This window comes from Chromobacterium amazonense (assembly GCF_001855565.1).
Lineage (GTDB): Bacteria > Pseudomonadota > Gammaproteobacteria > Burkholderiales > Chromobacteriaceae > Chromobacterium > Chromobacterium amazonense.
The window spans coordinates 46,872-73,425 of sequence record NZ_MKCR01000033.1 but is presented as its reverse complement, the minus strand read 5'-3'; the positions used below and the strand labels follow the sequence as shown (position 1 = coordinate 73,425).

17 protein-coding genes, 2 tRNA genes and 3 rRNA genes are annotated in these 26,554 nt (G+C 61.1%); 12 read left to right on the top strand and 10 right to left on the bottom strand.

Features of this window, described 5'->3' with window-relative positions; genetic code table 11:
- The first annotated feature begins 504 nt into the window (after nt 1-504).
- From BI343_RS17165 to rrf, 5 genes are all read left to right on the top strand, one after another.
- Nucleotides 505-2,042 (top strand): 16S ribosomal RNA (locus BI343_RS17165).
- A 181-nt stretch (nt 2,043-2,223) separates the two neighbouring features.
- Nucleotides 2,224-2,300, top strand: a tRNA-Ile gene (locus BI343_RS17160).
- Nucleotides 2,301-2,386: 86 nt separating this feature from the next.
- Nucleotides 2,387-2,462 (top strand) — tRNA-Ala (locus BI343_RS17155).
- Between the two features lie 250 nt (nt 2,463-2,712).
- A 23S ribosomal RNA gene (locus BI343_RS17150) occupies nt 2,713-5,700 on the top strand.
- Between the two features lie 123 nt (nt 5,701-5,823).
- Nucleotides 5,824-5,938 (top strand): 5S ribosomal RNA (gene rrf, locus BI343_RS17145).
- Together the 16S, 23S and 5S rRNA genes with 2 tRNA genes alongside form the textbook arrangement of a ribosomal RNA operon.
- A gap of 94 nt (nt 5,939-6,032) precedes the next feature.
- Here rrf and BI343_RS17140 read toward each other — a convergent pair.
- The 7 genes from BI343_RS17140 to BI343_RS17110 all read right to left on the bottom strand — a co-directional run bounded on the left by BI343_RS17140 (nt 6,033) and on the right by BI343_RS17110 (nt 15,595).
- A complete protein-coding gene (locus BI343_RS17140; RefSeq protein WP_071110633.1) occupies nt 6,033-6,353 on the bottom strand; it encodes a VOC family protein in 321 nt (106 codons plus the stop codon).
- A gap of 85 nt (nt 6,354-6,438) precedes the next feature.
- Nucleotides 6,439-7,899 carry an NADP-dependent succinate-semialdehyde dehydrogenase gene (gabD, locus tag BI343_RS17135; RefSeq protein ID WP_071110632.1) on the bottom strand — a complete coding sequence of 487 codons (1,461 nt, stop codon included), beginning with the start codon at nt 7,897-7,899 and terminating at the stop codon, nt 6,439-6,441.
- 74 nt (nt 7,900-7,973) lie between these two features.
- Nucleotides 7,974-9,239, bottom strand: a complete 1,266-nt coding sequence (gabT, locus tag BI343_RS17130; protein ID WP_043627870.1) for a 4-aminobutyrate--2-oxoglutarate transaminase — start codon at nt 9,237-9,239, stop codon at nt 7,974-7,976.
- A gap of 180 nt (nt 9,240-9,419) precedes the next feature.
- Nucleotides 9,420-10,766: a TolC family outer membrane protein gene (locus BI343_RS17125; RefSeq protein ID WP_244886687.1), complete on the bottom strand. Its 1,347-nt coding sequence runs from the start codon at nt 10,764-10,766 to the stop codon at nt 9,420-9,422.
- An 11-nt stretch (nt 10,767-10,777) separates the two neighbouring features.
- Nucleotides 10,778-13,855 carry an efflux RND transporter permease subunit gene (locus tag BI343_RS17120; RefSeq protein WP_071110631.1) on the bottom strand — a complete coding sequence of 1,026 codons (3,078 nt, stop codon included), beginning with the start codon at nt 13,853-13,855 and terminating at the stop codon, nt 10,778-10,780.
- A gap of 10 nt (nt 13,856-13,865) precedes the next feature.
- Nucleotides 13,866-14,933: an efflux RND transporter periplasmic adaptor subunit gene (locus BI343_RS17115; protein WP_071110630.1), complete on the bottom strand. Its 1,068-nt coding sequence runs from the start codon at nt 14,931-14,933 to the stop codon at nt 13,866-13,868.
- Entirely contained in the window at nt 14,930-15,595 is a 666-nt protein-coding gene (locus BI343_RS17110; RefSeq protein WP_043627876.1) for a TetR/AcrR family transcriptional regulator, read from the bottom strand. The genes BI343_RS17115 and BI343_RS17110 overlap by 4 nt, the downstream gene beginning before the upstream one ends.
- A gap of 178 nt (nt 15,596-15,773) precedes the next feature.
- On the opposite strand from BI343_RS17110, the gene argB reads away from it, so the two are divergent.
- A complete protein-coding gene (argB, locus tag BI343_RS17105; RefSeq protein WP_071110629.1) occupies nt 15,774-16,643 on the top strand; it encodes an acetylglutamate kinase in 870 nt (289 codons plus the stop codon).
- A 105-nt stretch (nt 16,644-16,748) separates the two neighbouring features.
- Complete coding sequence (locus BI343_RS17100) at nt 16,749-17,183, top strand: CBS domain-containing protein (protein ID WP_043627880.1); 435 nt, start codon at nt 16,749-16,751, stop codon at nt 17,181-17,183.
- 53 nt (nt 17,184-17,236) lie between these two features.
- Here the strand turns inward: BI343_RS17100 and BI343_RS17095 are convergent, their stop codons facing one another.
- Entirely contained in the window at nt 17,237-18,007 is a 771-nt protein-coding gene (locus BI343_RS17095) for an IclR family transcriptional regulator (RefSeq protein ID WP_071110628.1), read from the bottom strand.
- Nucleotides 18,008-18,138: 131 nt separating this feature from the next.
- Between BI343_RS17095 and BI343_RS17090 the strand changes: the two genes are divergently transcribed.
- From BI343_RS17090 to BI343_RS17080, 3 genes are all read left to right on the top strand, one after another.
- A complete protein-coding gene (locus tag BI343_RS17090) occupies nt 18,139-19,326 on the top strand; it encodes an acyl-CoA dehydrogenase (protein WP_071110627.1) in 1,188 nt (395 codons plus the stop codon).
- 217 nt (nt 19,327-19,543) lie between these two features.
- Entirely contained in the window at nt 19,544-20,734 is a 1,191-nt protein-coding gene (locus BI343_RS17085; RefSeq protein ID WP_043627884.1) for a CaiB/BaiF CoA transferase family protein, read from the top strand.
- 101 nt (nt 20,735-20,835) lie between these two features.
- Entirely contained in the window at nt 20,836-22,455 is a 1,620-nt protein-coding gene (locus BI343_RS17080; RefSeq protein ID WP_071110793.1) for an electron transfer flavoprotein-ubiquinone oxidoreductase, read from the top strand.
- Nucleotides 22,456-22,510: 55 nt separating this feature from the next.
- Here the strand turns inward: BI343_RS17080 and BI343_RS17075 are convergent, their stop codons facing one another.
- On the bottom strand, nt 22,511-24,010 hold the full coding sequence (locus tag BI343_RS17075; RefSeq protein ID WP_211269458.1) for an MFS transporter: 1,500 nt from the start codon (nt 24,008-24,010) through the stop codon (nt 22,511-22,513).
- A gap of 101 nt (nt 24,011-24,111) precedes the next feature.
- Entirely contained in the window at nt 24,112-24,783 is a 672-nt protein-coding gene (locus BI343_RS17070; RefSeq protein WP_071110626.1) for a prephenate dehydrogenase dimerization domain-containing protein, read from the bottom strand.
- Nucleotides 24,784-25,476: 693 nt separating this feature from the next.
- Here BI343_RS17070 and BI343_RS17065 point away from each other — a divergent pair.
- Together BI343_RS17065 and BI343_RS17060 are read left to right on the top strand one after the other, a co-directional pair.
- Nucleotides 25,477-26,022 (top strand): hypothetical protein, encoded by a 546-nt coding sequence (locus BI343_RS17065; RefSeq protein WP_071110625.1) that lies wholly within the window; start codon nt 25,477-25,479, stop codon nt 26,020-26,022.
- 16 nt (nt 26,023-26,038) lie between these two features.
- A complete protein-coding gene (locus tag BI343_RS17060; protein ID WP_244886686.1) occupies nt 26,039-26,311 on the top strand; it encodes a DUF4870 family protein in 273 nt (90 codons plus the stop codon).
- The last annotated feature ends 243 nt before the right edge of the window (nt 26,312-26,554 follow it).

The following is a 26,554-nucleotide window of genomic DNA, read 5'->3' as shown; positions in this document are numbered from 1 at the left end:
CGCGCTCCTTGGGGGTGAGGGCATTTGATCCTATCACGAAATGACATCGTCACAAAATGACTAACCCAAAAACTGTCTCCCACCTGATTTGGCAGAAAATTCATCAGATTTAGAGTGGTTTTTGAAAGTTATCTGGGCGCCTACCCAGGCTTTGCCAGCGTTTTTCGCAACATTCGTGCCGCCTTGCCAAAAAATCCTTCAAGTCGATATCGTTGAAAATCAAGCGTTTATGGGGTTTATTATTGGAAACCTGCATTTTTCTCAAAAAACCTGTTGACCGAGGGTGAGGGGGCAGGTATAGTTCGTCTCCTCAGCTGACGCAGCGAACGAAACAGGCCGAACGAAACAGGTTCCGGCGGCGGTCGCAGCGACCAGCACAGCTCTTTAACAGAACGAATAACCGATAGGTGTAAGTGCTTGGCGAAAGCCAAAAACTTGCACTGCAAGAGATAGGAAATACCAGTTATTTCTTTGAACTTGCGTGCCAGAAGTTGCTATGAGATTGAACTGAAGAGTTTGATCCTGGCTCAGATTGAACGCTGGCGGCATGCTTTACACATGCAAGTCGAACGGCAGCACGGGAGCTTGCTCCTGGTGGCGAGTGGCGAACGGGTGAGTAATGCATCGGAATGTACCGTGTAATGGGGGATAGCTCGGCGAAAGCCGGATTAATACCGCATACGCCCTGAGGGGGAAAGCGGGGGACCGAAAGGCCTCGCGTTATACGAGCAGCCGATGTCTGATTAGCTAGTTGGTGAGGTAAGAGCTCACCAAGGCGACGATCAGTAGCGGGTCTGAGAGGATGATCCGCCACACTGGGACTGAGACACGGCCCAGACTCCTACGGGAGGCAGCAGTGGGGAATTTTGGACAATGGGCGCAAGCCTGATCCAGCCATGCCGCGTGTCTGAAGAAGGCCTTCGGGTTGTAAAGGACTTTTGTTCGGGAGGAAATCCCGCTGGTTAATACCTGGCGGGGATGACAGTACCGGAAGAATAAGCACCGGCTAACTACGTGCCAGCAGCCGCGGTAATACGTAGGGTGCAAGCGTTAATCGGAATTACTGGGCGTAAAGCGTGCGCAGGCGGTTGTGCAAGTCTGATGTGAAAGCCCCGGGCTCAACCTGGGAACGGCATTGGAGACTGCACGACTAGAGTGCGTCAGAGGGGGGTAGAATTCCGCGTGTAGCAGTGAAATGCGTAGAGATGCGGAGGAATACCGATGGCGAAGGCAGCCCCCTGGGATGACACTGACGCTCATGCACGAAAGCGTGGGGAGCAAACAGGATTAGATACCCTGGTAGTCCACGCCCTAAACGATGTCAACTAGCTGTTGGGGGTTTGAATCCTTGGTAGCGTAGCTAACGCGTGAAGTTGACCGCCTGGGGAGTACGGCCGCAAGGTTAAAACTCAAAGGAATTGACGGGGACCCGCACAAGCGGTGGATGATGTGGATTAATTCGATGCAACGCGAAAAACCTTACCTGCTCTTGACATGTACGGAACTTGGTAGAGATATCTTGGTGCCCGAAAGGGAGCCGTAACACAGGTGCTGCATGGCTGTCGTCAGCTCGTGTCGTGAGATGTTGGGTTAAGTCCCGCAACGAGCGCAACCCTTGTCATTAGTTGCCATCATTAAGTTGGGCACTCTAATGAGACTGCCGGTGACAAACCGGAGGAAGGTGGGGATGACGTCAAGTCCTCATGGCCCTTATGAGCAGGGCTTCACACGTCATACAATGGTCGGTACAGAGGGTCGCGAAGCCGCGAGGTGGAGCCAATCTCATAAAACCGATCGTAGTCCGGATCGCACTCTGCAACTCGAGTGCGTGAAGTCGGAATCGCTAGTAATCGCAGATCAGCATGCTGCGGTGAATACGTTCCCGGGTCTTGTACACACCGCCCGTCACACCATGGGAGTGAGTTTCACCAGAAGTGGGTAGGCTAACCGCAAGGAGGCCGCTTACCACGGTGGGATTCATGACTGGGGTGAAGTCGTAACAAGGTAGCCGTAGGGGAACCTGCGGCTGGATCACCTCCTTTCTAGAGAAGGCGATCGTCAAGTACTTACAGCCTATCGGTTATTCAAGTTAAGGGCATTTTCGATGAAAATCTGCGCAGCTCTGCGTTGAAAGCCTCCTCGTGTACTGGATGTACACGTCGTCAGCTTTCGCCTGGATCTGCTTGATTTTGATCGAAAAGGATGTGGTATGAAGCGACTACTGGGTTTGTAGCTCAGCTGGTTAGAGCACTGTGTTGATAACGCAGGGGTCGTAGGTTCGAGTCCTACCAGACCCACCAGTATTTTTTGGGTCAGGCAAGGCGCGAGGGAGCGACATGTGCTTATGCACATGAGCGACTGAGCAACGCAGCATCACCCAAAAAGAGGGGGATTAGCTCAGTTGGGAGAGCACCTGCTTTGCAAGCAGGGGGTCGTCGGTTCGATCCCGTCATCCTCCACCACACCGCAAACAAAATCGAATTGAGAAGTTTGATTCTGTTTGCGTTGTAAAACGCCCGATCTTTAACAAACTGAAGAAGCCGAATATATAAGACGGCGAAATGAAAGCGTAGAGTTAACTCTTTACGCGGACAAATCGTCATCTTGGGTATTTGATTGTATCTAAGGCTGCGTCGCCAACTCAAAAGGGGCGGTGCAGTCGTCGCACAAACACACTTGTTGTTTTAGTGATCTAGGTTACTGAAATGATAGGGTCAAGCGACTAAGTGCATCTGGTGGATGCCTTGGCGATCACAGGCGATGAAGGACGTGTAAGCCTGCGAAAAGCGCGGGGGAGCTGGCAATAGAGCTTTGATCCCGCGATATCCGAATGGGGAAACCCGGCCCTTAGGGGTCATCCCAGACTGAATACATAGGTCTGAGGAGGCGAACTCAGCGAACTGAAACATCTAAGTAGCTGAAGGAAAAGAAATCAACCGAGATTCCGTAAGTAGTGGCGAGCGAACGCGGAACAGCCTGTATGTGATAGAGATTGCGTTAGTGGAAGGTTATGGAAAGGACCGCCATAGTGGGTGATAGCCCCGTACACGAAAACGCATTCTTGGTACTAAGCATACGAGAAGTAGGGCGGGACACGCGAAATCCTGTCTGAAGATGGGGGGACCATCCTCCAAGGCTAAATACTCGTGATCGACCGATAGTGAACCAGTACCGTGAGGGAAAGGCGAAAAGAACCCCGGGAGGGGAGTGAAATAGAACCTGAAACCGGATGCATACAAACAGTGGGAGCGGACGTGTTCCGTGACTGCGTACCTTTTGTATAATGGGTCAGCGACTTACGTTCAGTAGCGAGCTTAACCGAATAGGGGAGGCGTAGGGAAACCGAGTCCGAATAGGGCGCTTTAGTTGCTGGGCGTAGACCCGAAACCGAGTGATCTATCCATGGCCAGGATGAAGGTGCGGTAACACGCACTGGAGGTCCGAACCCACTAGTGTTGCAAAACTAGGGGATGAGCTGTGGATAGGGGTGAAAGGCTAAACAAACTCGGAGATAGCTGGTTCTCCCCGAAAACTATTTAGGTAGTGCCTCATGTATCACTTCCGGGGGTAAAGCACTGTTATGGCTAGGGGGTCATTGCGATTTACCAAACCATGGCAAACTCTGAATACCGGAAAGTGCGAGCATGGGAGACAGACGGTGGGTGCTAACGTCCATCGTCAAGAGGGAAACAACCCAGACCGCCAGCTAAGGTCCCAAATGATCAGTTAAGTGGTAAACGAAGTGGGAAGGCCTAGACAGCCAGGATGTTGGCTTAGAAGCAGCCATCATTTAAAGAAAGCGTAATAGCTCACTGGTCGAGTCGTCCTGCGCGGAAGATGTAACGGGGCTCAAACTGATAACCGAAGCTGCGGATGCGTCGGCTTCACCTTAGCTTGTTGCAAGCTTGTCATCGCGAAGCGATGACAAAGCCCACCCCAATGGTCGCCAGGCCATGAGGGAAACAAGCAGGCTAAGGGAAGCCGATGCGTGGTAGGGGAGCGTTCTGTAGGTCTGTGAAGGTGTCTCGTAAGGGATGCTGGAGATATCAGAAGTGCGAATGCTGACATGAGTAGCGATAAAGCGGGTGAAAAGCCCGCTCGCCGAAAGCCCAAGGTTTCCTACGCAACGTTCATCGGCGTAGGGTGAGTCGGCCCCTAAGGCGAGGCTGAAAAGCGTAGTCGATGGGAAACGGGTTAAAATTCCCATACTTTTGTGTAGTGCGATGTGGGGACGGAGAAGGTTAGGTCATCAGACTGTTGGAATAGTCTGTTTAAGCCGGTAGGCTGGGGTGGTAGGCAAATCCGCCGCCCCTTAAGGCCGAGACGTGATGACGAGGGTCTACGGACCTGAAGTGACTGATACCACGCTTCCAGGAAAAGCCACTAAGCTTCAGCTACACAAGAACCGTACCGCAAACCGACACAGGTGGGCAGGATGAGAATTCTAAGGCGCTTGAGAGAACTCAGGAGAAGGAACTCGGCAAATTGATACCGTAACTTCGGGAGAAGGTATGCCTCTTAGAGTGTAGGACTTCGCGTTCGAAGCTTTGAGAGGTCGCAGAGAATCGGTGGCTGCGACTGTTTAACAAAAACACAGCACTGTGCCAACACGAAAGTGGACGTATACGGTGTGACGCCTGCCCGGTGCCGGAAGGTTAAGTGATGGGGTGCAAGCTCTTGATCGAAGCCCCGGTAAACGGCGGCCGTAACTATAACGGTCCTAAGGTAGCGAAATTCCTTGTCGGGTAAGTTCCGACCCGCACGAATGGCGTAACGATGGCCACACTGTCTCCTCCTGAGACTCAGCGAAGTTGAAGTGTTTGTGAAGATGCAATCTCCCCGCTGCTAGACGGAAAGACCCCGTGAACCTTTACTGTAGCTTTGCATTGGACTTTGAAGTGGTTTGTGTAGGATAGGTGGGAGGCTAAGAAGCCAGGACGCTAGTTCTGGTGGAGCCGACCTTGAAATACCACCCTGACCCCTTTGAGGTTCTAACCTTGGTCCGTGATCCGGATTGGGGACAGTGCATGGTAGGCAGTTTGACTGGGGCGGTCTCCTCCCAAAGTGTAACGGAGGAGTTCGAAGGTTACCTAGGTACGGTCGGAAATCGTGCTGATAGTGCAATGGCAAAAGGTAGCTTAACTGCGAGACCGACAAGTCGAGCAGGTGCGAAAGCAGGACATAGTGATCCGGTGGTTCTGAATGGAAGGGCCATCGCTCAACGGATAAAAGGTACTCCGGGGATAACAGGCTGATACCGCCCAAGAGTTCACATCGACGGCGGTGTTTGGCACCTCGATGTCGGCTCATCACATCCTGGGGCTGTAGCCGGTCCCAAGGGTATGGCTGTTCGCCATTTAAAGTGGTACGTGAGCTGGGTTCAAAACGTCGTGAGACAGTTTGGTCCCTATCTGCAGTGGGCGTTGGAAGTTTGACGGGGGCTGCTCCTAGTACGAGAGGACCGGAGTGGACGCACCTCTGGTGTACCGGTTGTGACGCCAGTCGCATCGCCGGGTAGCTAAGTGCGGAAGAGATAACCGCTGAAAGCATCTAAGCGGGAAACTTGCCTGAAGATGAGACTTCCCTGGAGGCTTGACCTCCCTGAAGAGTCGTTCGAGACCAGGACGTTGATAGGTCGGGTGTGGAAGCGCTGTGAGGCGTGAAGCTAACCGATACTAATTGCTCGTGAGGCTTGATCCTATCATTTGAGTGGCTTAGCGAGGCTAAGTGACGAGAGTGGATGTGCGAAGAACATCAAATACCGAATATTCAGAATCAGAGAGCGACTCTGGTTCAGGCTTCTTGCAGTTTGTACAGTTTATGTCTGGTGGCCTTAGCGAGGTGGTCCCACGCCTTCCCATCCCGAACAGGATCGTGAAACGCCTTAGCGCCGATGATAGTGTGGCATTCGCCATGTGAAAGTAGGACACCGCCAGACGCCCCATACGACAAAGCCCAGCTCACACGAGCTGGGCTTTGCGCTTTGCGCGCGCCGAATGCGCGACACCCGCCCCGACAGACACTGCCGGGGCTTAGTTATTTTTATCGTACTGCATCAGTTCGACCGGAGCGCCGTTGACCTCGATGAAGGCGACGGTGAGGCCCGGACTGGGGCTGTTGGGGGCGATCAAGATTTTGTGACCCGCCAGCGCTTGTTCCAGATCATCGACTTCAAATGCGACATGCGGGACTTGTTTGACCAGTTCCGGATAGGGCGCGTCATCCCAGTAGCGCTGCCACTGGATGCCGAAGGCGTTGTCCTGATGGTCGCTGACCGTCATCTTCAGGTGCGGCAGTTCGATTTCATTGTCGAAGCGACTGCGGGTCGGTATGCCGATATGGTTGTATTTCATTTTTTGTCCTCGGTGGCGGGCGTAAAAAATCCCCGCTGTTTCGACAGCGGGGAGGGGGAGAAATCCTGTTGATCGAGGATGAGGCTCAGCGATCCAGCCCGCCCAGCAGCACGTACTTGATTTCCAGATAGTCCTCGATGCCGTACTTGGAGCCTTCGCGGCCCAGGCCGGATTGCTTGACGCCGCCAAACGGCGCAGCCTCATTGGACAACAGGCCGCTATTGACCGCCACCATGCCGTACTCCAGGCCTTCGGACACGCGGAAGATGCGGCCGATGTCGCGGGCGTAGAAATAGCTGGCCAGTCCGAATTCGGTGTCGTTGGCCAGGCGGATGGCTTCTTCTTCGGTCTTGAAGCGGAACAGCGGCGCCAGCGGGCCGAAGGTCTCTTCGCGCGCCACCTTCATGTCGCCGGTGACGTCGGCGATCAGCGTCGGTTCGAAGAAGGTGTGGCCCAGCGCGTGGCGCTTGCCGCCGGCGATCAGTCGGCCGCCCTTGGCCAGCGCGTCGGCGATGTGCTCTTCCACCTTGGCCACCGCGTTGTGGTCGATCAGCGGCCCCTGGCTGACGCCGGCCTCCAGGCCGTTGCCCACCTTCAGCGTGGCGACGGCGGCGGCGAATTTCTCGGCGAAGGCGTCGTAGACGCCGTCCTGCACGTAGATGCGGTTGGCGCAGACGCAGGTCTGGCCGGCGTTGCGGTACTTGGAGATCAGCGCGCCTTCCACCGCGGCATCCAGATCGGCGTCGTCGAATACGATGAAGGGCGCGTTGCCGCCCAATTCCATCGACACCTTCTTCACCGTGCCGGCGCATTGTGCGATCAGCTTGCGGCCCACTTCGGTGGAGCCGGTGAACGAGAACTTCTTCACCGTATCGCTGCCGGTCAGCACCGCGCCGATTTCGCTGGAGCCGCCGGTGATGACGGAGAACACGCCTGGCGGGATGCCGGCGCGCTCGGCCAGCTCGGCCAGGGCCAGCGCCGATAGCGGGGTCTGGCTGGCCGGACGGACCACCATGGTGCAGCCGGCGGCCAGGGCCGGGGCGGCTTTGCGGGTGATCATGGCGCTGGGGAAGTTCCATGGCGTGATGGCTGCGGTGACGCCTATCGGCTCCTTGGTCACCAGCACGCGGCGGTCAAGGGCCGGTCCCGGCACGATGTCGCCGTAAATGCGCTTGGCCTCCTCGGCATACCACTCGATGTAGCTGGCGCCGTAGGCGATCTCGCCCTTGGCTTCGGTCAGCGGTTTGCCTTGCTCGGAGGTCAGGATTATCGCCAGGTCTTGTTGGTGCGCCATGATCAGCTCGAACCAGCGGCGCAGGATGGCGGCGCGCTCCTTGGCGCTCTTGGCCTTCCAGGCCGGGAAGGCGCGCGCGGCGGCGGCTACCGCGCGTTCCGCTTCGGCCGCGCCCATTTTCGGCACCTGGCCTATGGTTTCGCCTGTGGCGGGGTTTTGCACGGCGATGGACTGGCCGCCGTCGGCTTCCAGCCATTGGCCGTCCAGATAGCATTGCTGGCGCAGCAGCTTGGCGTCTTGCAGGTTCAACATATCGGGGATTCCTTGTGCAAGCGAGCGGACGCGCCGTCAGGCGGGACCGCTCGCATGGGATAGAAGAGGGTGGATCAGGCTTTCAGCGCCGCTTCCAGCTTGCCCAGCGCCTCGGCGAAGACTTCGTCTTCGATCGTCAGCGGGAACAGGAAGCGCACCACGTTGGCGTAGATGCCGCAGGTCAGCAGGATCAGGCCGTTGGCCAGCGCGTGCTGTTGCACCTTCTTGGCGAAGTCGGCATCCGGGGCGTGGCTGCCGGGCTGATTGAATTCCACGGCCACCATCGCGCCCAGGCCGCGCACTTCGGCGATGTGCGGCACGGCGGGCTTCAGGCTGTTCAGCTTTTCCTTCAGCGCATCGCCCAGGCGCTGGGCGCGCTCGATCAGCTTTTCGCTTTCGATCACGTCCAGCACCGCCAGGGCGGCGGCTACCGCCAGCGGGTTGCCGGCATAGGTGCCGCCCAGGCCGCCGGGGGCCGGCGCGTCCATGATATCGGCGCGACCGGTGACGGCCGACAGCGGGAAGCCGCCTGCCAGCGATTTGGCCATGGTGATCAAGTCCGGCGCCACGCCGAAGTGCTCGCTGGCCAACAGCTTGCCGGTGCGGGCGAAGCCGGATTGCACTTCGTCGGCGATCAAGAGGATGCCATGGCGGTCGCACAGCTCGCGCAGCGCCTTCACCCATTCGGCCGGCGCGGCGTAGAAGCCGCCTTCGCCCTGGACTGGTTCATAGATGATGGCGGCGACGCGGGCCGGATCGATATCGTACTTGAACAGCTTGTCGATGGCGGTCAGCGAGTCCTGCACCGAGACGCCGTGCAGCGCGTTGGGATACGGCGCGTGGTAGACATCGCTGGGGAAGGGGCCGAAGCCCAGCTTGTACGGCGCCACCTTGCCGGTCAGCGCCATGCCCATCAGGGTGCGGCCGTGGAAGGCGCCGCCAAAGGCGAGGATGCCGGGGCGGCCAGTGTAGGCGCGGGCGATCTTCACCGCGTTTTCCACGGCTTCCGCGCCGGTGGTGAATAAGGCGGTTTTTTTGGCGTAGCTGCCAGGCGTCAGCGCGTTTAGTTTTTCCGCCAGGCTGATGTAGGACTCGTACGGCACCACCTGATAGCAGGTATGGCTGAAGCGCGACAGCTGCTCGGCCACGGCGGCTTCCACTTTGGGATGCAGGTGGCCGGTATTCAGCACGCCGATGCCGCCGGCGAAGTCGATGTAGCGTCGGCCTTCGCTATCCCAGATTTCCGCGTTCTTGGCCCGTTCGGCGATGAAACTGCACATCACACCCACGCCGCGCGGGGTGGCGTCGGCCTTGCGTTGCATCAGTTGCTGCTGGCTCATGGAAGTCTCCTCGGGGCCGGGCGATCGTGGCGCCGCCGCGGCGGGTCGATATGGCGCTGGCGAAAGCCGGCGCGGCAACGAGTCATTCTATGAGTGTGTTTAGCAAAAAGCTACGCGGAGTATAAAAAATTAAACGCCTGTGGCGCGGACGGCACAGGCGTCGGCAAAGCGGCGCCGGGATCAGCGGATGATCAGCCGGTTGACGTCGGCCAGCACTTGCGGCTCCAGTTGGCCGGCTGCCTGGGCCAGAGCCAGGCGCGCGGTCAGGTAGCTGTATTTGGCGTTGGCCAGGCTGGTCAGCGCAGTGTAGTAGGACTGTTCCGCCTGCAGCAGGTCGATGTTGGTGCGGATGCCCACTTCCTTGCCCATGCGGGTGGATTCCACCTTGCTCTTGGCCGAAATCAGCAGCTGCTGCTGAGCCCGCACCAGCGCCGCGCCATTGGTCACGCCGAGGAAGGCTTTGCGCACGTCTTCCTTCACCTGGCGGCGTGTCGATTCCAGCTGGTCGCGCGCGGCCTCCTCCTGCGCCAACGCCTCGCGCACCTGGGAGTTGATGCCGCCGCCGGCAAACAAAGGCACATTGACGGTGACGCCGATATTGCTGCCGCGGGTATGCGGGTAGTTACCGTACTGGTTGCTGATCTGATCGCTGTAGCCGGCATTGAGGGTGACGGTGGGCAGGTGGTTGCCTTTTTTCTCGATCGCGCTTTGGTGAGCCAGGTCCAGGTTCTGTTGCGCGGTCTTGATCTTCAGGCTGTTCTGCAAGGCCATGTCGATCCAGGCTTCCAGGCCGGCCGGCTTGGGCGGGTCCAGCGGCAGCTGGTCGCGCACGGCCTGGATGCCGGCGGGATCCAGGCCGGTCAGCCGTTTCAGATTGTTTTGCGCCAGTTCCAGATTGTTGGCGTCGCTGATTTCCTGCGCCACGGCACCATCGTAGCCGGCTTGCGCTTCATTGGTGTCGGTGATGGTGGCGGTGCCGACTTCGAACGCGGTCTTGGCCTGCTGCAGCAGGTTCAGATAGGTTTTCTTGCTGGCGCGGGTGGCGGCCAGCGTGTCCTGGGCGCGCAGCACGTCGAAGTAGGCCTGGGCGATGTCCAGAATCAGCTGCTGCTCGGCGGCGTCGAAGGTGGTGTCGGCCAGTTCGGTGCCGAGTTTGCCCTTCTTGTAGCCGGTGTACTTGCCGACATCGAACAGCGTTTGCTGCATGCCGACCGTGTAGCCATGATTTTCATAGCGGCCCAGCGCCTGGGCGCCGCCCGTTAAGGTCGGGGTGCTGGAAGGCTGCAGCGGATTGTTGTAGCCATAGGTGCCGGTGGCGCTGACTTGCGGCAGCAGCTGGCTGCGTCCCTGCACCAGCTTTTCCTGCCCGGCGTCGCGCTGGGCGCGCGAAACGGCGAAATCGGCGTTGTAGTCGCGGGCGGCTTGCCAGGCGCCGACCAGATCAAAGGCCTGGCTGGGGAGGGAGGCGCCCAGCAGCAGCAGGGCGGCGGGCAGGGTCAAGTTGTTCTTCTTCATCAGATTGCTCATTTTTTTGTTCGTTATTCCGACTGCGCGGCGGCAGGTCGTTCTTCATCTCGCGACACGCGGAACCATTGAGCGTAGAGGGCCGGCAGGAACAGCAGCGTCAACACGGTGGCGACCAGCAGGCCTCCCATGATGGCGACCGCCATGGGGCCCCAGAAGGTGCTGCGAGTCAGTGGGACCATGGCCAGGATGGCGGCCAATGCTGTCAGCATTATGGGCCTAAAACGACGCACGGTGGAACCGATGATGGCCTCGAAGCGGCCTGTGCCGTCGCGGATGTCATGTTCGATCTGATCCACAAGGATCACCGAATTGCGCATGATCATGCCGGACAGGGCGATCACCCCCAGCATGGCCACAAAGCCGAAAGGCGCGTGGAACAAGATCAGCGTGAGGGTGACGCCTATCATGCCCAGCGGCGCGGTCAGCACCACCATCAGCGTGCGCTGGAAGCTGTGCAGCTGCAGCATCAGGAGTGTCAGAACTACAACAATCATCAGCGGCGCGACGGCGGCGATGGCGCGTTGGGATTTGCCGCTCGATTCCAGCACCCCGCCAGTTTCGATGTGGTAGCCCAGCGGCAGCGTGCGTTCCAGGGCGAGTATCTGCGGCTGCAGCTGAGTGGATACATCCGCGCCCTGCACGCCGTCGACCACATCGGCGTTGACGGTGATGGCCGGCAGCCGATTGCGGCGCCAGATGATGCCTTCTTCCGGCTCGTAATGGATATGGCCGATCTGCGATACCGGCACGAAGCGGCCGCTGCCGGTCTGGATCATCAAATTGCCCAGCGCGGCGACATCTTTCTGTTCGCCCGGGTTCAGCCGCGCCACGATGGCGATGCTCTGATTGCCTTCGCGATAAGCGCTGACGGCGGAGCCGGAGATCAGCATCTGTAGTTGCTGCGACAGCTGCTGCGAGCTGAGGCCGAGCGCGGCGGCCTTGTCCTGGTCGATGGCTATGCGCAGCGCCTTCACCTGTTCGCCCCAGTTCTGGTTCACGCGCAGCGCGGCCGGGTGTTTGCGCACCAGCGCTTCCACGCGGTCGGCGATCTGGCGCACTTGATCATGGTCCGGGCCCATCACGCGGAATTGCACCGGGTAGCCCACCGGCGGGCCATTTTCCAGCCGGGTGACGCGGCCGCGCACCAAGGGGAAGTCGTTGTCGAAAATCTTCTCCAGGCGCTGTTTGACTTCCTCGCGCAGATGCTCGTCGCGCGTCATCACCATCAGCTGGGCATAGTTGATGTGCTGTTGCTGCTGGTCCAGCGGCAGATAGAAGCGCGGACTGCCGCTGCCGACATAGCTGGTGACGCTGAGGACGTTGGGATCGGCCTTGGCCAGTTTCTCCATCTTCTGCACCTGCTCCAGCGTGGCGTGGTAGCTGGCGCCGCGCGGCAGCCACATGTCCACCATCAGCTCCGGGCGGTTCGATGAGGGGAAGAACTGCTGGGCGACAAACAGCTTGAAGGCGAGCAGCGAGACGACAAAGGCGGCCAGGGTGGCGGCGATCACCGTCTTGCGGTGGTCCAGGCACCATTCCACCGCGCGGCGGAAGCGCTGGTAGAACGGCTTCTGGTAGACGTCATGCTCCCCGCCATGATGCGGCTTGGCCGGCAGCAGCACATAGCCCAGATAGGGCGTGAACACCACGGCGACGATCCACGACAGCACCAGGGCGATGCCCACCACGGAGAACAGGCTGAACACGTATTCGCCGGCCATGGACTTGGCCAGTCCCACCGGAAGGAAGGTGGCGGCGGTGATCAGCGTGCCGGTCAGCATCGGGAAGGCGGTGCTGGTGTAGGCGAAGGTGGCGGCCTGAAACTTGCTCCAGCCTTGTTCCAGTTTCAGCGCCATCATCTCCACCGCGATGATGGCGTCGTCCACCAACAGGCCCAGCGCGATGATCAGCGAACCCAGCGAGATCCGCTGCAGATCGATATTAAAGAAGTACATGGCGAGGAAGGTCATCGCCAGCACCAGCGGGATGGACAGCGCCACCACCACGCCGGTGCGCAGGCCCAGGCTGAAGAAACTGACCGCCAGCACGATCACCACCGCCTCCACCAGCGAGCGCATGAATTCGCCGACGGCGTCGTGCACCACCTTGGGCTGGTCCGACACGGCGTGGATTTCCACGCCCAGCGGCAGCTTGCCCTTGATGTGGGCGATGGCCTGGTCCAGGTTGCCGCCCAGCTTCAGCACATCGCCGCCGCTCTTCATGCTGATGGCCAGCGCCAGCACCGGCTTGCCGTTGAAGCGCACGCTGCTGGTCGGCGGATCGATGTAGCCGCGCGAGACGGTGGCGATGTCGCCCAGGCGGAAGGTCTTGCCGCCGGCGCTGACCGGCGTGGCGGCGACGGCCGCCACCGAATCGAACTTGCCGGTGGGGCGCACCCAGATGCGGTCGCTGGCGGTTTCGTAGGTGCCGGCCGGCGTCATCGCGTTCTGTTGCTGCAAAGCCTGCCAGATGGCGCGGCTGTCCAGGCCCAGGCTGGCCAGCTTGGCGCTGGACAGATCGACATGGATTTGTTGGTCCTGTCGGCCCAGCACTTGTACTTTGGCCACGTCCGGCACGCGCAGCAGTTCCTGCTTGGCCGATTCTACATAGCGGCGCAGCTCCTCGTAGCTGAAGCCGTCGCCGCTGAAGGCGTAGATATTGCCGAAGGTGTCGCCGAACTCGTCATTGAAGAACGGCCCCTGGGCGCCGGAGGGCAGGGTGTAGGCGATATCGCCCAGCTTCTTGCGCACCTGATACCACAGCTGCGGCACGTTCTTGGGCGGCACGTCCTCGCGCAGCGACACCACCAGCACGGTCTCGCCGGGCTTGGTGTAGCTTTGCACGTAGTCGATCTCGCCCATTTCCTGCAGTTTTTCCTCCAGCTTGTCGGTGACCTGCCGCTCCATTTCCTCCGTGCTGGCGCCGGGCCAGTTGGCCTGCACCAGCATGGCCTTGAAGGTGAATTCCGGGTCTTCCTTCTGGCCCAGCTGGGTATAGGCCCAGGCGCCGGCCAGCATCAGGATTACCATCAGGTAGCGCACCAGCGGCTGGTGGCGCAGCGCCCATTCGGACAGGTTGAGTTTTTTCATCGCCATGTCCTCATCGGTCCAGCAGTTTCACACGCTGCTGCTCGTGCAGCAGATGCACGCCGGCGGTGACGACCTTGTCGCCGGCGCGCACGCCGGAGGCGATCACGGCGTTGTCGCTGTCGATGGCCGCAACCTCAACCGGCTTGCGGCTCACGCGCAGGGTCTTGTCGTCTATCGTCCACACGTAATGCTTGCCTTGCAGGTCCAGCAGCGCGCTCAGCGGCAGCCGCAGCTGATGGCTGGCCTGCGCCGGCAGGACCACGTCGGCGGTCATGCCCAGCTGCAGGCCGCGGCTGTCGCCGGACATGGCGATCCGCGCCGGATAGGTGCGGGTCACCGGGTCGGCATCGGCCGCCAGTTCGCGCAACTTGCCTTCCAGCGGCGCGCCGCCCTTCCACAGCGTCACGCGGAAGCTGCCGGCCTTGCGCACCGTTTCCAGCGCGTTTTCCGGCACTTGGATCGCCACTTCTCGCGAGCCATCCTGCGACAGCTTGGCCACCGGCTGGCCGGCGGCCACCACCAGGCCGGGCTCGGCCTGCATCTGGCTGACCACGCCGTCGGCGTCGGCGGTCAGCGTGGCGTAGGCGGTCTGGTTGCGGCTGGCCGCCAGCGCGGCGCGCGCCTGATTGACCTTGGCCTGGGCGGCGTTGACGCCGTTCAGCTGCGCGTCCACCTGGGCCTGGCTGATGAATTGCTTGGCCAACAGTTCGCGGTAGCGTTTCAGATTCAGCTGTTGCTGGGCGAGATCGGATTCGGCCGCGGCCAGCTGCGCCTGCTTGGCCGCCAGATCGAGCTGGTAGTCGCTGGGGTCCAGCCGCGCCAGCGGCTGGCCTTTTTTGACGCGCTCGCCGCTGTTGACCAGCTTGGCCACCACTTTGCCGGCCACGCGGAAGGCCAACTGGGTTTCATGGCGGGCGCGGATTTCGCCGGCATAGCGGCTGCCGCTCAAGGCGGCGGCGTCGCCGGCCACGATGTAGCGCACCGGGCGGATGTCTTCTGGCGCGCTGGCCTTGTCCTGGCAGGCCGAAAGCGCGAGCGCGCCGAGCAGCGCCAGGCTGACGGTGATGGTTTTCTTCATGATGGCAAGTCCTGGGAAACGGGGTATTGCAGGCCCTGCAACGTCAGCCGCAGCGCGCTTTGCAGGAAGGCCAATGGATCACGGGTGATGTTCTCGCAACAGCCCGGCACCAGGCCGAAGGAGTGGCTCATAATCATCGTCATCAGCATCGGCGCCGTCAGCATGTCGATGACGTGCTCGAGATTCGCGGGCCGGAACTCGCCTCTATCCATGCCGCGTTGCACGACGTAGCCCAATAGCTGGCGGGCCGGTTTGATGACTTCTTCGTAATAGAACCGGGCCAGTTCCGGGAAATTGGTGGCCTCCGCGGCCATCAGCTTGCACAACCCTGCCGAGCGGGTGGCGCCGATATGGGTCCACCAGTCTTCCAGCGCCGCGTGCAGCAGCTGGCTGCCGCTGGCGTCCTGCAGTTGCTCCAGTTGCGCGCTCATCGCCTGCATCCGGGCGACGATGGTTTCGCGCACCACCGCCTTGAAGATTTCTTCCTTGTTCTGGAAGTACAGATACGGCGTGCCCTTGGTCACCCCCGCGGCCTGGGCGATGTCTTCCATCTTGGTGGCGCGGTAGCCCTTGTCGACGAATAGCGTCAGCGCGGCATCGAGGATTTCGCTGGGGCGCGCGTCCTTCTTGCGCTGCCAGCGGCTGTTGCCGGATTCTCCCATTGCCATCTTTCTGAATTTTGGTTCAGTAATGGCGGCACTGTAGGCGCGAACCGGATCGTCTGTAAATTAATAAATTACAATTCAGCAATTGGCGTGATTAAAATGCAACACCGTAATCCAAATCGCCAGTCAGCCGTTAACTGCTGGAGAAACACGCCCCGCTACAAGGAGAGAGAAAGTGGCAATCGACGCAGCCGACAAGGCGAACATCCTGGCCGAGGCCCTGCCGTACATCCGTCAGTTCGCCGGCAAGACCATCGTGATCAAGTACGGCGGCAACGCCATGACGGACGACGCGTTGAAAGAAGGCTTCGCCAAGGACGTGGTGCTGCTGAAGCTGGTCGGCATGAATCCTGTGGTGGTGCATGGCGGCGGCCCGCAGATCAATGACCTGCTGGCGCGCGTCGGCAAGCAGGGCGAGTTCATCCAGGGCATGCGCGTGACCGACGCCGAAACCATGGAAGTAGTGGAAATGGTGCTGGGCGGCCAGGTCAACAAGGAAATCGTGTCGCTGATCAACAAGCATGGCGGCAAGGCCGTCGGCGTCACCGGCAAGGACGGCCACTTCATCCGCGCCCGCAAGCTGTTCCTGAAGGCCGAGGGCGACGAGGCGATCGACATCGGCCAGGTGGGCGAGATCGAGTCCATCGATCCGTCGCTGGTGTCGCTGCTGGACAGCCAGGACTTCATCCCTGTGGTGGCGCCCATCGGCGTCGGCATGGACGGCGAAGCCTACAACATCAATGCCGACCTGGTGGCCGGCAAGCTGGCCGAAACCTTGCAAGCGGAAAAGCTGGTGCTGATGACCAACACGCCGGGCGTGCTGGACAAGAGCGGCCAGTTGCTGACCGGCCTGACCGCGCAGCGCATCGACGAGCTGTTCGCCGACGGCACCATCTCCGGCGGCATGCTGCCCAAGATCAGCTCGGCGCTGGACGCGGCCAAGAGCGGCGTCAACACCGTCCACATCATAGATGGCCGCGTCAAGCACGCCCTGCTGCTGGAAATCCTCACCGCAGCCGGCGTGGGCACGATGATCCGCGCCTGATGGCGTTTTGTCGCCGCGACTCACAGTGAGCTATATTGACGGCATGCCACGGCGCATGCCGTCATGCGGCGCGCCATGGCTCCACAGCGCAAAAGGGGAGGCAGCATGCAAACCGTAAGACAACTGCTGGACAGCAAACCGAGTCGGTCGCTGGTGTACGTCAATCCGGACAGCACCGTGTTCCAGGCGCTGCAGGTGATGGCGGAAAGCGATATCGGCGCGGTGCTGGTGATGGAGTCCGGCGACATCGTCGGCATTTTTTCCGAGCGCGATTACGCCCGGCGCATCGTATTGCAAGGCCGCACCTCGGCCGGAACCAAGGTTCGCGACATCATGACCAGCCGCGTGGTCTACGTCACGCCGCAGCAAACCCTGGACCAGTGCATGGCGCTGATGACGGAGAAGCGCATCCGCCACCTGCCGGTGATGGAAGATCAGACGGTGCTGGGCATCCTCTCCATCGGCGACTTGGTGCGCGCCACCATAGAAGAACAGGAGCAGGTGATCAATCATCTGGTCCATTACATCCAGTCCGCCTGAATGATCCCGCTCACGCGATGCCGACGGCCCGCCTCTTGCGGGCCGATGTTTTTCTACGCTTGAACCGGGGACAGACGCTGCCGCAACCCCAGCAGCGCCGGCGCCACCCGCTGGCGCATGGCGGCTTCGTCGAAGGCGAAGGCGGGGCCGCTGGCGTTCAGCGCCATGGCTGGTTGCCCCGGCAACAAGGCCGGCAAATGCACCCCCACCGCCATCACGTCCGGCTCGTATTCGCCAAATGACGCCGAATAACCCAGAGCCTGGTAGTCGGCGCAGGCCTGGCGCAGTCGGGTTTCCAGCAGCGGCCAGCCGGCGCCGTATCTTTCGGCCAGCAGCGGCAGCAGCGCCTGCCGCTCGTGTTGGGGCAGGCCGGCGAAATACGCGCGGCCGATGGCGGTGGTGGCCAGCGGCACCCGCGAGCCGGCGCTGAGCTGGACCGACACCCGCGCCTGGCTGCGGCAGGTTTCCAGATACACCATGTCGCTGCCGTCGCGCAGCGCCAGGCTGATCGATACATTGTTGTGCAAGGCAAATTCGCGCATCAAAGGCGCGGCGGCCGAGCGCAAGTCGTAGCCGGCCAATGCCGTCGTTCCCAGCGCCAGCAGCGCCAGTCCAAGCCGGTACGGACCGCCATCGCCTTCCGGCTGCAGATAACCCAGCCGGGTCAGCGTGTAGCTCAGCCGCGATACCGTGGACTTGGGCAGGCCGGTGCGGCGCGCCAGCTCCTGGTTGGACAGCGCGCCCTCGCCGGGGCGAAACGCCGCCAGCACTTCCAGTCCGCGCGCCAGGGCGGTGACGAATTGGCGGTCTGCTTGCTGTTGCATCCTGTTCCTCATCATGGCAACGGTTTTGCTACATGACGGATAAATCGCTTTACAAGTCCGTGGCAGAGTGTTTAGTCTATTTTGCATGGTGAAATTTAATTCCGCAATGCGGAACATGTGGGAGAGGTCAGATGGCAGCATCCACGCAGCGCGCAGCGTTCAATTGGGAAGACTCCCTGCTGTTGCAGGAACAATTGAGCGATGAGGAAAGACTGGTGCAGCAGAGCGCGCACGAGTATTGCCAGGAGCGGCTGCTGCCGCGCGTCTTGACGGCCAACCGCGAGGAGCGCTTCGACCGCGAAATCATCAACGAGATGGGGGAGCTGGGCTTGCTCGGCTGCACCATAGAGGGTTACGGCTGCGCCGGCCTGTCGCATGTGGCCTACGGTTTGGTTGCGCGCGAAGTGGAGCGGGTGGATTCCGGCTACCGTTCGGCGATGAGCGTGCAGTCGTCGCTGGTGATGCATCCGATCTGGGCTTACGGCTCCGACGCGCAGAAAGACAAATATCTGCCCAAGCTCGCCAGCGGCGAGTGGCTGGGGTGTTTCGGCCTGACCGAGCCCGATTCCGGCTCCGACCCGGCCAGCATGAAGACCCGCGCCCGCAAGGTGGACGGCGGCTATCTGCTGTCCGGCAGCAAAATGTGGATCACCAACAGCCCAGAAGCCGATGTGTTCGTGGTGTGGGCCAAGGATGACGAAGGCGAAATCCGCGGCTTCATCCTGGAGAAGGGCATGAAGGGCCTGTCCGCGCCCAAGATACACGGCAAATTCTCGCTCAGGGCATCGATCACCGGCGAGATCGTGATGGACGACGTGCTGGTGGCGGACGAGCAGCTGCTGCCGGGCGTCAAGGGCCTGAAGGGGCCGTTCGGCTGCCTGAACAAGGCGCGCTACGGCATCGCCTGGGGCGCGATGGGCGCCGCAGAATTCTGTTGGCACGCCGCGCGCCAGTACACGCTGGACCGCCAGCAGTTCGGCCGGCCGCTGGCCGCCAATCAGCTGATCCAACTGAAGCTGGCCAATATGCAGACCGAGATCGCGCTGGGCCTGCAGGCCGCGCTGCGCGTGGGGCGGCTGATGGACGAGGGCCGCGCCGCGCCGGAAATGATCTCGCTGATCAAGCGCAATAATTGCGGCAAGGCGCTCGACATCGCCCGCGTCGCCCGCGACATGCATGGCGGCAACGGCATCTGCGACGAATTCCATGTGATCCGCCATGTGATGAATCTGGAGGCGGTCAACACTTATGAGGGCACGCACGATGTGCATGCCCTGATTCTGGGCCGAGCCCAGACCGGTATTCAGGCATTTGCCTGATAAGCCGGCGCGGCCGGATGGCCGGCTGCGCCGTTGATTCCTGTCTGTCCTTTGTGGGCCCGGCTTGCCGGGCCGCTTTTTTTCTACTGGGCATTGCGCAATGGGTCAGAAACGCTGTCTGGAATAACTGCGCTTGCTACACTGAATTGCCCGAGCGACATAAATAAGTCGCAAGCGGGCGGCATCATCGAAATCCTGAAATGGGGAGGAAGTTGCGATGGCTGGAGCGTTGGCGGGTATCAAGGTGGTGGATCTGAGTCGGGTGCTGGCGGGGCCATGGGCCAGCCAACTGCTGGCGGACCTGGGCGCGGAGGTGATCAAGATCGAAAAGCCGGGCAGCGGCGATGACACGCGGCAATGGTCGCCGCCCAGCCTGCCGGACGGGCGAGCGGCCTATTATCTGTGCGCCAATCGCGGCAAGCGTTCGCTGACGGTGGACATCACGCAGCCGGACGGGCAGGAAATCATCCGCCGGCTGGCGGCTGACGCCGATGTGGTGCTGGAGAACTTCAAGGTGGGGAGCTTGCAAAAGTATGGCCTGGACTACGACAGCTTGAAGGCGATCAATCCCAAGCTGGTGTATTGCTCGATCACCGGCTTCGGCCAAACCGGCCCTTATGCCAGCTCTGCCGGCTACGACTACATCGTGCAGGGCATGTCCGGCCTGATGAGCATCACCGGCCCGGGCGATGGCGAACCGCACAAAGTGGGCGTGGCGGTGTCTGATCTGTTCACCGGCCTGTATGCGGCCAACGCGGTGCAGGCCGCGCTGATCGCCCGCGAGCGCACCGGCGCCGGCCAGCATATCGACATGGCGCTGTTCGACTGCTCGCTGGCCATGCTGGCCAATGTGGCGTCCAACTGGCTGGTGGGGCGGACGGTTCCGCCTCGGCTGGGCAATGCCCACGCCAATATCGTGCCGTATCAGGTATTCTCCGCGTCCGACGGCCATTTCATCCTGGCTTGCGGCAACGACAAACAGTTCGTCGATGTATGCCGCATCATCGGCCAACCGCAGTGGGCGCGCGACGCGCGCTTCGTCACCAACCCGCAGCGCGTCGCCAACCGCTTGCATCTGGTGTCCTTGTTGGCGATGGCCTTCCGCCATCATGGCCGCGATTACTGGCTGGAGCGGCTGGACAAGGCCGGCGTGCCGTGCGGGCCGATCAACGATGTGGCCGAGGCGTTTGAGGACCCGCAGACGCAGGCGCGCGGCATGGAGCTGACGATGACCGACGCCGAGGGGCGGCAAGTTCCCATGGTAGGGTGTCCGATCAAACTATCCGGCACGCCGGTCGAGTACAATCTAGCCCCGCCCGATCTGGGCGAACATACTGAGCAGATCTTGCGCGCGTTGGGTTACGTGGATTCGGACATTGTCGCATTGCGCAACAATGGCACCGTTTAAACGCTTGTTTGATTTTGACGTCTTGCCGTCTTCATAGCATGATGTCAATCAAATCAATAAGTCCCAGCGGGCGCAAAGGAGAAACGGTGCAACGCGAATACATGGAATACGACGTAGTGATCGTCGGCGGCGGCCCAGCCGGGCTGTCCGCCGCGATCCGTCTGAAACAGCTGGCGGCCGAACAAGGCCGCGACATCAGCGTCTGTCTGCTGGAGAAAGGCTCCGAGATCGGCGCCCACATCCTGTCCGGCGCGGTGATCGAAACCGGCGCGCTGTCCGAGCTGCTGCCCAACTGGAAAGAACTGGACGCGCCGTTGAACACGCCGGCCCAAGCCGACCGCTTCCTCTATCTGACGGAAACCGAGTCCATCCAGCTGCCGACGCCGCCGCAGATGCACAACAAGGGCAACTACATCGTCAGCCTGGGCAACTTCTGCCGCTGGCTGGGCCAGCAGGCCGAGAATCTGGGCGTGGAAATCTATCCGGGCTTCGCCGCGGCCGAGGTGCTGTACCACGCGGACGGATCGGTCAAGGGCGTGGCCACCGGCGCCGTCGGCACCGGCAAGAATGGCGATCTGGACGGCGAGCCGGGCATGGAGCTGTGGGCCAAGCAGACCATCTTCGCGGAAGGCTGTAGGGGCTCGCTGACCAAGGGGCTGCTGTCGCGCTTCCGCCTGACCGATGGTTCCGATCCGCAAACTTTCGGCATCGGCATCAAGGAACTATGGGAAGTGAAGCCGGAAAACCACCAGCCCGGCCATATCACCCATACCGTGGGTTGGCCGATGGACACCGCCACCTACGGCGGCTCCTTCCTGTACCATCTGGAAGACAACCTAGTGGCGGTCGGCTTCGTGGTGGGCTTGGATTACCAGAACCCGTATCTGTCGCCGTTCGAGGAATTCCAGCGCTTCAAAACCCATCCGGCGATCAAGAAGACCTTCGAAGGCGGCCGCCGCGTGTCCTACGGCGCGCGCGCGCTGGCCGAGGGCGGCCTGCAAAGCCTGCCCAAGCTGACCTTCCCCGGCGGCGTGCTGGTCGGCGACACCGCCGGCTTCCTCAACGTGCCCAAGATCAAGGGCACCCATACCGCGATGAAGTCGGCCATGCTGGCGGCGGAAGCCGTGTACGAGCTGCTGGGCGACGAGGCAAAGGCGCAAGGCGGCGAAGCCAAGGCTTACTCGGCCAAGTTCAAGCAGAGCTGGGTGCACGACGAGCTGTACAAGGTGCGCAATATCCGGCCGTCGTTCCGCTGGGGGCTGTGGCCGGCGATGATCTATTCGGCCATCGACACCTTCCTGTTCCGCGGCCGCGCGCCGTGGACGCTGCGCCACAAGCACGCCGACAACGAGGCGCTGCGGCCGGCGTATGAGTTCAACCGCATTCAGTACCCCAAGCCGGACGGCGTGCTGACCTTCGACCGCCTGTCGTCGGTCTTCATCGCCAACGTCAACCATAGCGAAGACCAGCCGCCGCACCTGAAGCTGAAGGACGCGACGGTGCCGATCGCCATCAATCTGGCCAAGTACGACTCGCCGGAGCAGCGCTACTGCCCGGCTGGCGTGTACGAGATCGTGGGCGCGGAGGAGGGCAAGCCGCGGCTGCAGATCAACGCGCAGAACTGCGTGCACTGCAAGACCTGCGACATCAAGGATCCGACCCAGAACATCAATTGGGTGACGCCGGAAGGCGGCGGCGGGCCGAACTATCCCAATATGTAAGCCTTGATCCATACGGGAAAACCGGGTCGCTCATTGCGGGCGGCCCGGTTTTTTATTATCGGCCATCGGTAGTGGGGCTACTGGCACCACGGCTCATTCGGTCGCTGCTGCGGCTTCCGGCGGATGATGCAAGGTGCGCAGCGCTATGGCTATGGCCAAGCCGACCAAGCCGACGGTGATCCAGCTCATCATGGTGATGCCATGAGCGAACGATTCCGTCGCCGCCGCGATCAGCTTGCCTGCCTGTTCCGGTTGCGCGTTGCTGGCAATCGTGAACGCGCCGGCCAGCGTCTCGCGGGCGATGGCGGCCTGGGGGGGGCGTTAGCCAATCCGTTGTCTGCATGGCATGACGGTAGTACGCGGTTACGATGCCGCCCAGCAAGGTGGTGCCGAGCACTACGCCGACTTCGTATGCGGTTTCGCTGATGGCCGAAGCTGCGCCCGCTTTGCCGGTAGGCACGGCGGAGAGCACCAGATCGTTGGAAACCGTGGTGATGGCGCCAACACCTATGTTCAGCAGGGCGAATGCCACGACCAGAGTTGCGAGGCCGCTGCCGAAGCAGGCGACCAGGGCGAACGCCAGCCCGATGATGGCCAGCAGCATGGAGATCAGATGGCGGGCGGCCATGCGCCGCGCAAGCGGCACGATGGCGACGCCGATGAAGATGGCCATCACTTGGCCCGGCACCAGCGCCAGGCTTGCCCTGAGTGCGGACAGGCCCAGCGAGATTTGCAGCACCTGAGTGGCGAAAAAGACGAAGCCGATCAGGAAGGCCAGGCTGAGCAGGTTGATCAAGATCGAACCAGTGAAGGCGCGGTTGCCGAACAATTTGAGATCCAGCAGAGGCTGCTCGTGATGCAGCTGGCGCCGCACGAACAGACCGGAGGCCAACAGCCCGATGGCGGCGGCGGCTAGGCCGGGCCAGGCGAAGCCGTAGATGGCCAGGTTCTTGCCCGCGTAGATGATGCCGGACATGGCCAGCAGCGACAGCAAAATGCTCGCCGGGTCGATGGCGTTGCCTGGCTCTGGCTCCGATTCCGGCAGCAACAACGGCCCCAGCAGCAATAAGGGGAGCAACAGCGGGATGGCGATCAGAAAAATGGCGCTCCAGTGGAACCACTGCAGCAACAAGCCGCCGGCCAATGGCCCAAGCGCCGATCCGACCGTCAAGGTAGTCGCCCAGATGGCGACGGCAAGCCGGCGCTGCTCCCGCTCGTGGAACACCGATCGGATCAGCGCCAGCGTCGAAGGCATCAGCATGGCCCCGAACACGCCCATCAGGGCCCGTCCCGCGATCAACTGCTCCGGGCTTTTCGACAGCGCGACCAAGCCGGAGATCGTGGCGAAGCCTAGAGAGCCGGCAAGCAGCAGCTTGCGATGGCCGATACGGTCCCCGATGCCACCCATGGAAACCAACAGTCCGGCCAGCACCAGAGAATAGGCGTCGATGATCCATAGCTGTTGACTGGCGCTGGGATTCAGCGCTTCCGACAGCCGGGGCAAAGCGAAGCTCAGAATGGTGTTGTCTATGGTCACCAGAAGTACGGGCAACATCAGGAAAGAGAATCCTAGCCATCTTCTAAACGGCGCATCGTGGTTTTGTTCAAATGCCATGCATATCCTCCTGCGGAAAAGTCATCAGGCAATTTTGGCGCTCAGGCCAGGTTTGAGAACATGGCCTGGCAATCCCTGGCGCTGGATGCCAGGTGCATGCCAAGCCGATCGGCTGTTCGCTGCAGTTCCTGGGAAAAGGCGCCGCCGTCTTTGGCCTCGACCATCGACGACAGTTGCCGGAGGCTGTCCGATAAGGCGGTTCGCTGCCGTTCTCCATGCGGATTTTCACTTTGGATATCCCAGTAGATCTCCGCGGGGTTCGAGAGGATTCTGGATAGCAAAGCCAGCATTGCCCGCATGGGAGGGGGCGCCATTTCCATGACGCTATCCAGATCGACTAGGCGACCTGAGTCCGACAGGGCCAGGCCAAAGGCGATGATCGCGGCGTGCGGCAGCGTCTGGCACACGGACATCAACTGGTCGTGCCGCTCTGGACTCAGGCGCTTGACGCGCATGCCGGCCTCCTGAACGCTTTGCTCCAGCCAGTGGCTGGTGGATTCGGGATCCGGCAGACAACTGGCGACGACCCGTCCCTGAGCCGGCAGCGAAGGGGAGAACATCGGGTTCAGGCCCAGGCAGGGGTGTCCTGGCTTAATGGCGTCCAGGTCGTTGAAGAACCGCTGCTGGACTGAGCAGGTGGGGACGATGACGGCCTCATCGCGCGCATGGCCGGCCACCACGGCATACCTTGAGTTTCCGACTGGCAAGTTCATATGCGATGGAGCAGGCTATGGCGCCTGCTCCGATGACGACAGCGTCGTAATTCATGCGGTGGGTTCCATTCAGCTTATCGGTTAAATGATTCGTTTCTTTCCGCATCGCGAAGAGCATCCCGATAATCATCCCTAGTTGCCCATATGCGAAAAGAAATTATTTTTATTAGTCTGTTGGCATGATATCGACTGTGGAATTTTTTGAGCAACTATATGCAAGTTAATTTACATATTTTGATTATTATTTTCATTGCATTGACATACAATTTGTCTTTTCTGTCATTTGATTCCGAAATTTTGGCATGATGTTTCTTGGTTGTGAGAGGAGCGTGGCAAGGTGATGTTGCTGGAGAGAGGTCGCGCCAACCATGCGTTCCGGCCTGAGATAGAGGCGGACGCATGCCGAGCAGAGCCGCTTTGGGACTTGATCCCGGCCAAGTCTTTTGAAACAACGGCTTGACGGCGGCGGCCATCGTTGGCAGCATGGTCGGATGCTCGCCCTAAATGTTTTTTTCGCCCACGCCTATTATTGGTACCGCCCCTCCCGGCGGCGCCAGGGATAGGCTCGGCAGTCATCAGGACTGAGCGCACTACCCGACCATGCCGCCGATCACCGGCGGCATTTGTGTTTGAAGCTTCAACGCAGCACATGGTCTCCGGTTCGGCGGATTTCACGCTCCAGGAGACAGAGCCATGAACGAAATCAGCGACGCCCTCATTCTCGCCACCCATGCCCAGCAGCCCCACGCGCCGCTGGCAGGGTATCCGGTTGCCCTGGCAACCGATGGCGAATGGCTGGCGTATCGTCCGGGCTCGCCTCAATTTCCGCCGCAAGCGGCGTGTCTGCTGGAGTCGCTGCTGCCGGAAATCCGCCAGTTGGCGCTGCATCTGGCGCTGCGCCGTGGCCTGCCGCCGGGCAAGACGCCATCGCGCATCGCCGAAGCGGCAGATTGGCTGGCGGCGCGCATGTTGTTGCTGGAGTGGCGGCAACTGGCAGTGGGCCTGGACGAGCTGTCCTTGCTGGACGAGGCCAACCTCCGCGCGCGGCAGTTTGCCGAGGCCGCCGGTTGGGAATGGACGCCCACGCTGCCGTTGTTGCTGCCGGCTGGCCGGACCGAGGGCATGCTGCAGGGCTGGAGCGCCGCGCCGGCGTCGGCGCAGGGCGAACAGGCCGTGCCGGCCAGTCTGGCGTTTCGCCGCCCCGTGGCGGCGCGCTTTGCCGCCTTGTTTGCCCGTTAACCACCAAGGAGATGCGATGGAGCTGGAACTGCTCGACGAGAACGAACGCAGGCTGAACAATCTGACGCTGACCGTCTACATTCTGCAGGCGGTGAGCCTGCTTGTGGGCGTGACTGGCATCGTCGCGGTCATCATCAACTACGTGAAGCGCGACGACGTGCGCGGCACGATGTATGAAAGCCATTTCGAGTGGCAGATCCGCACTTTCTGGCTGGCTCTGCTCGGCTATGTCATCGGCTTTGCCACGCTGTGGCTGCTGGTCGGCGGCGTGGTGTTATTCGCGGTATGAGTGTGGTACATCTACCGCGTGGTGAAGGGTTTTCTGTATTTCAACGACCGCAAGCCGCTGCCGCTGCAATGAAAAGGCGGGCGCCGTGGCGCCCGCAAACGGCTCTGCGCGAACCGGTAAAACGCGGCCGGCGAGTTTCCGGCCCGGATTGCTGTGACGCCATGCTAAACCGCTCAAGCCTGGGCCGCCGCGAAACCCGCCGCCGGCTTGTCCCACGTCAAGCCTGGCAGCAAGCCGCCGGCT

Coding starts and splice junctions, on each gene's coding strand:
- BI343_RS17060 (WP_244886686.1), top strand. CDS start 26,039: ATGGAGCTGGAACTGCTCGACGAGAACGAACGCAGGCTGAACAATCTG.
- gabT (WP_043627870.1), bottom strand. CDS start 9,239: ATGAGCCAGCAGCAACTGATGCAACGCAAGGCCGACGCCACCCCGCGC.
- BI343_RS17085 (WP_043627884.1), top strand. CDS start 19,544: ATGGCTGGAGCGTTGGCGGGTATCAAGGTGGTGGATCTGAGTCGGGTG.
- BI343_RS17075 (WP_211269458.1), bottom strand. CDS start 24,010: ATGTTGCCCGTACTTCTGGTGACCATAGACAACACCATTCTGAGCTTC.
- BI343_RS17065 (WP_071110625.1), top strand. CDS start 25,477: ATGAACGAAATCAGCGACGCCCTCATTCTCGCCACCCATGCCCAGCAG.
- BI343_RS17120 (WP_071110631.1), bottom strand. CDS start 13,855: ATGAAAAAACTCAACCTGTCCGAATGGGCGCTGCGCCACCAGCCGCTG.
- BI343_RS17070 (WP_071110626.1), bottom strand. CDS start 24,783: ATGAACTTGCCAGTCGGAAACTCAAGGTATGCCGTGGTGGCCGGCCAT.
- BI343_RS17115 (WP_071110630.1), bottom strand. CDS start 14,933: ATGAAGAAAACCATCACCGTCAGCCTGGCGCTGCTCGGCGCGCTCGCG.
- BI343_RS17125 (WP_244886687.1), bottom strand. CDS start 10,766: ATGAGCAATCTGATGAAGAAGAACAACTTGACCCTGCCCGCCGCCCTG.
- BI343_RS17090 (WP_071110627.1), top strand. CDS start 18,139: ATGGCAGCATCCACGCAGCGCGCAGCGTTCAATTGGGAAGACTCCCTG.
- gabD (WP_071110632.1), bottom strand. CDS start 7,899: ATGTTGAACCTGCAAGACGCCAAGCTGCTGCGCCAGCAATGCTATCTG.
- BI343_RS17095 (WP_071110628.1), bottom strand. CDS start 18,007: ATGCAACAGCAAGCAGACCGCCAATTCGTCACCGCCCTGGCGCGCGGA.
- BI343_RS17140 (WP_071110633.1), bottom strand. CDS start 6,353: ATGAAATACAACCATATCGGCATACCGACCCGCAGTCGCTTCGACAAT.
- BI343_RS17080 (WP_071110793.1), top strand. CDS start 20,836: ATGGAATACGACGTAGTGATCGTCGGCGGCGGCCCAGCCGGGCTGTCC.
- BI343_RS17110 (WP_043627876.1), bottom strand. CDS start 15,595: ATGGGAGAATCCGGCAACAGCCGCTGGCAGCGCAAGAAGGACGCGCGC.
- BI343_RS17100 (WP_043627880.1), top strand. CDS start 16,749: ATGCAAACCGTAAGACAACTGCTGGACAGCAAACCGAGTCGGTCGCTG.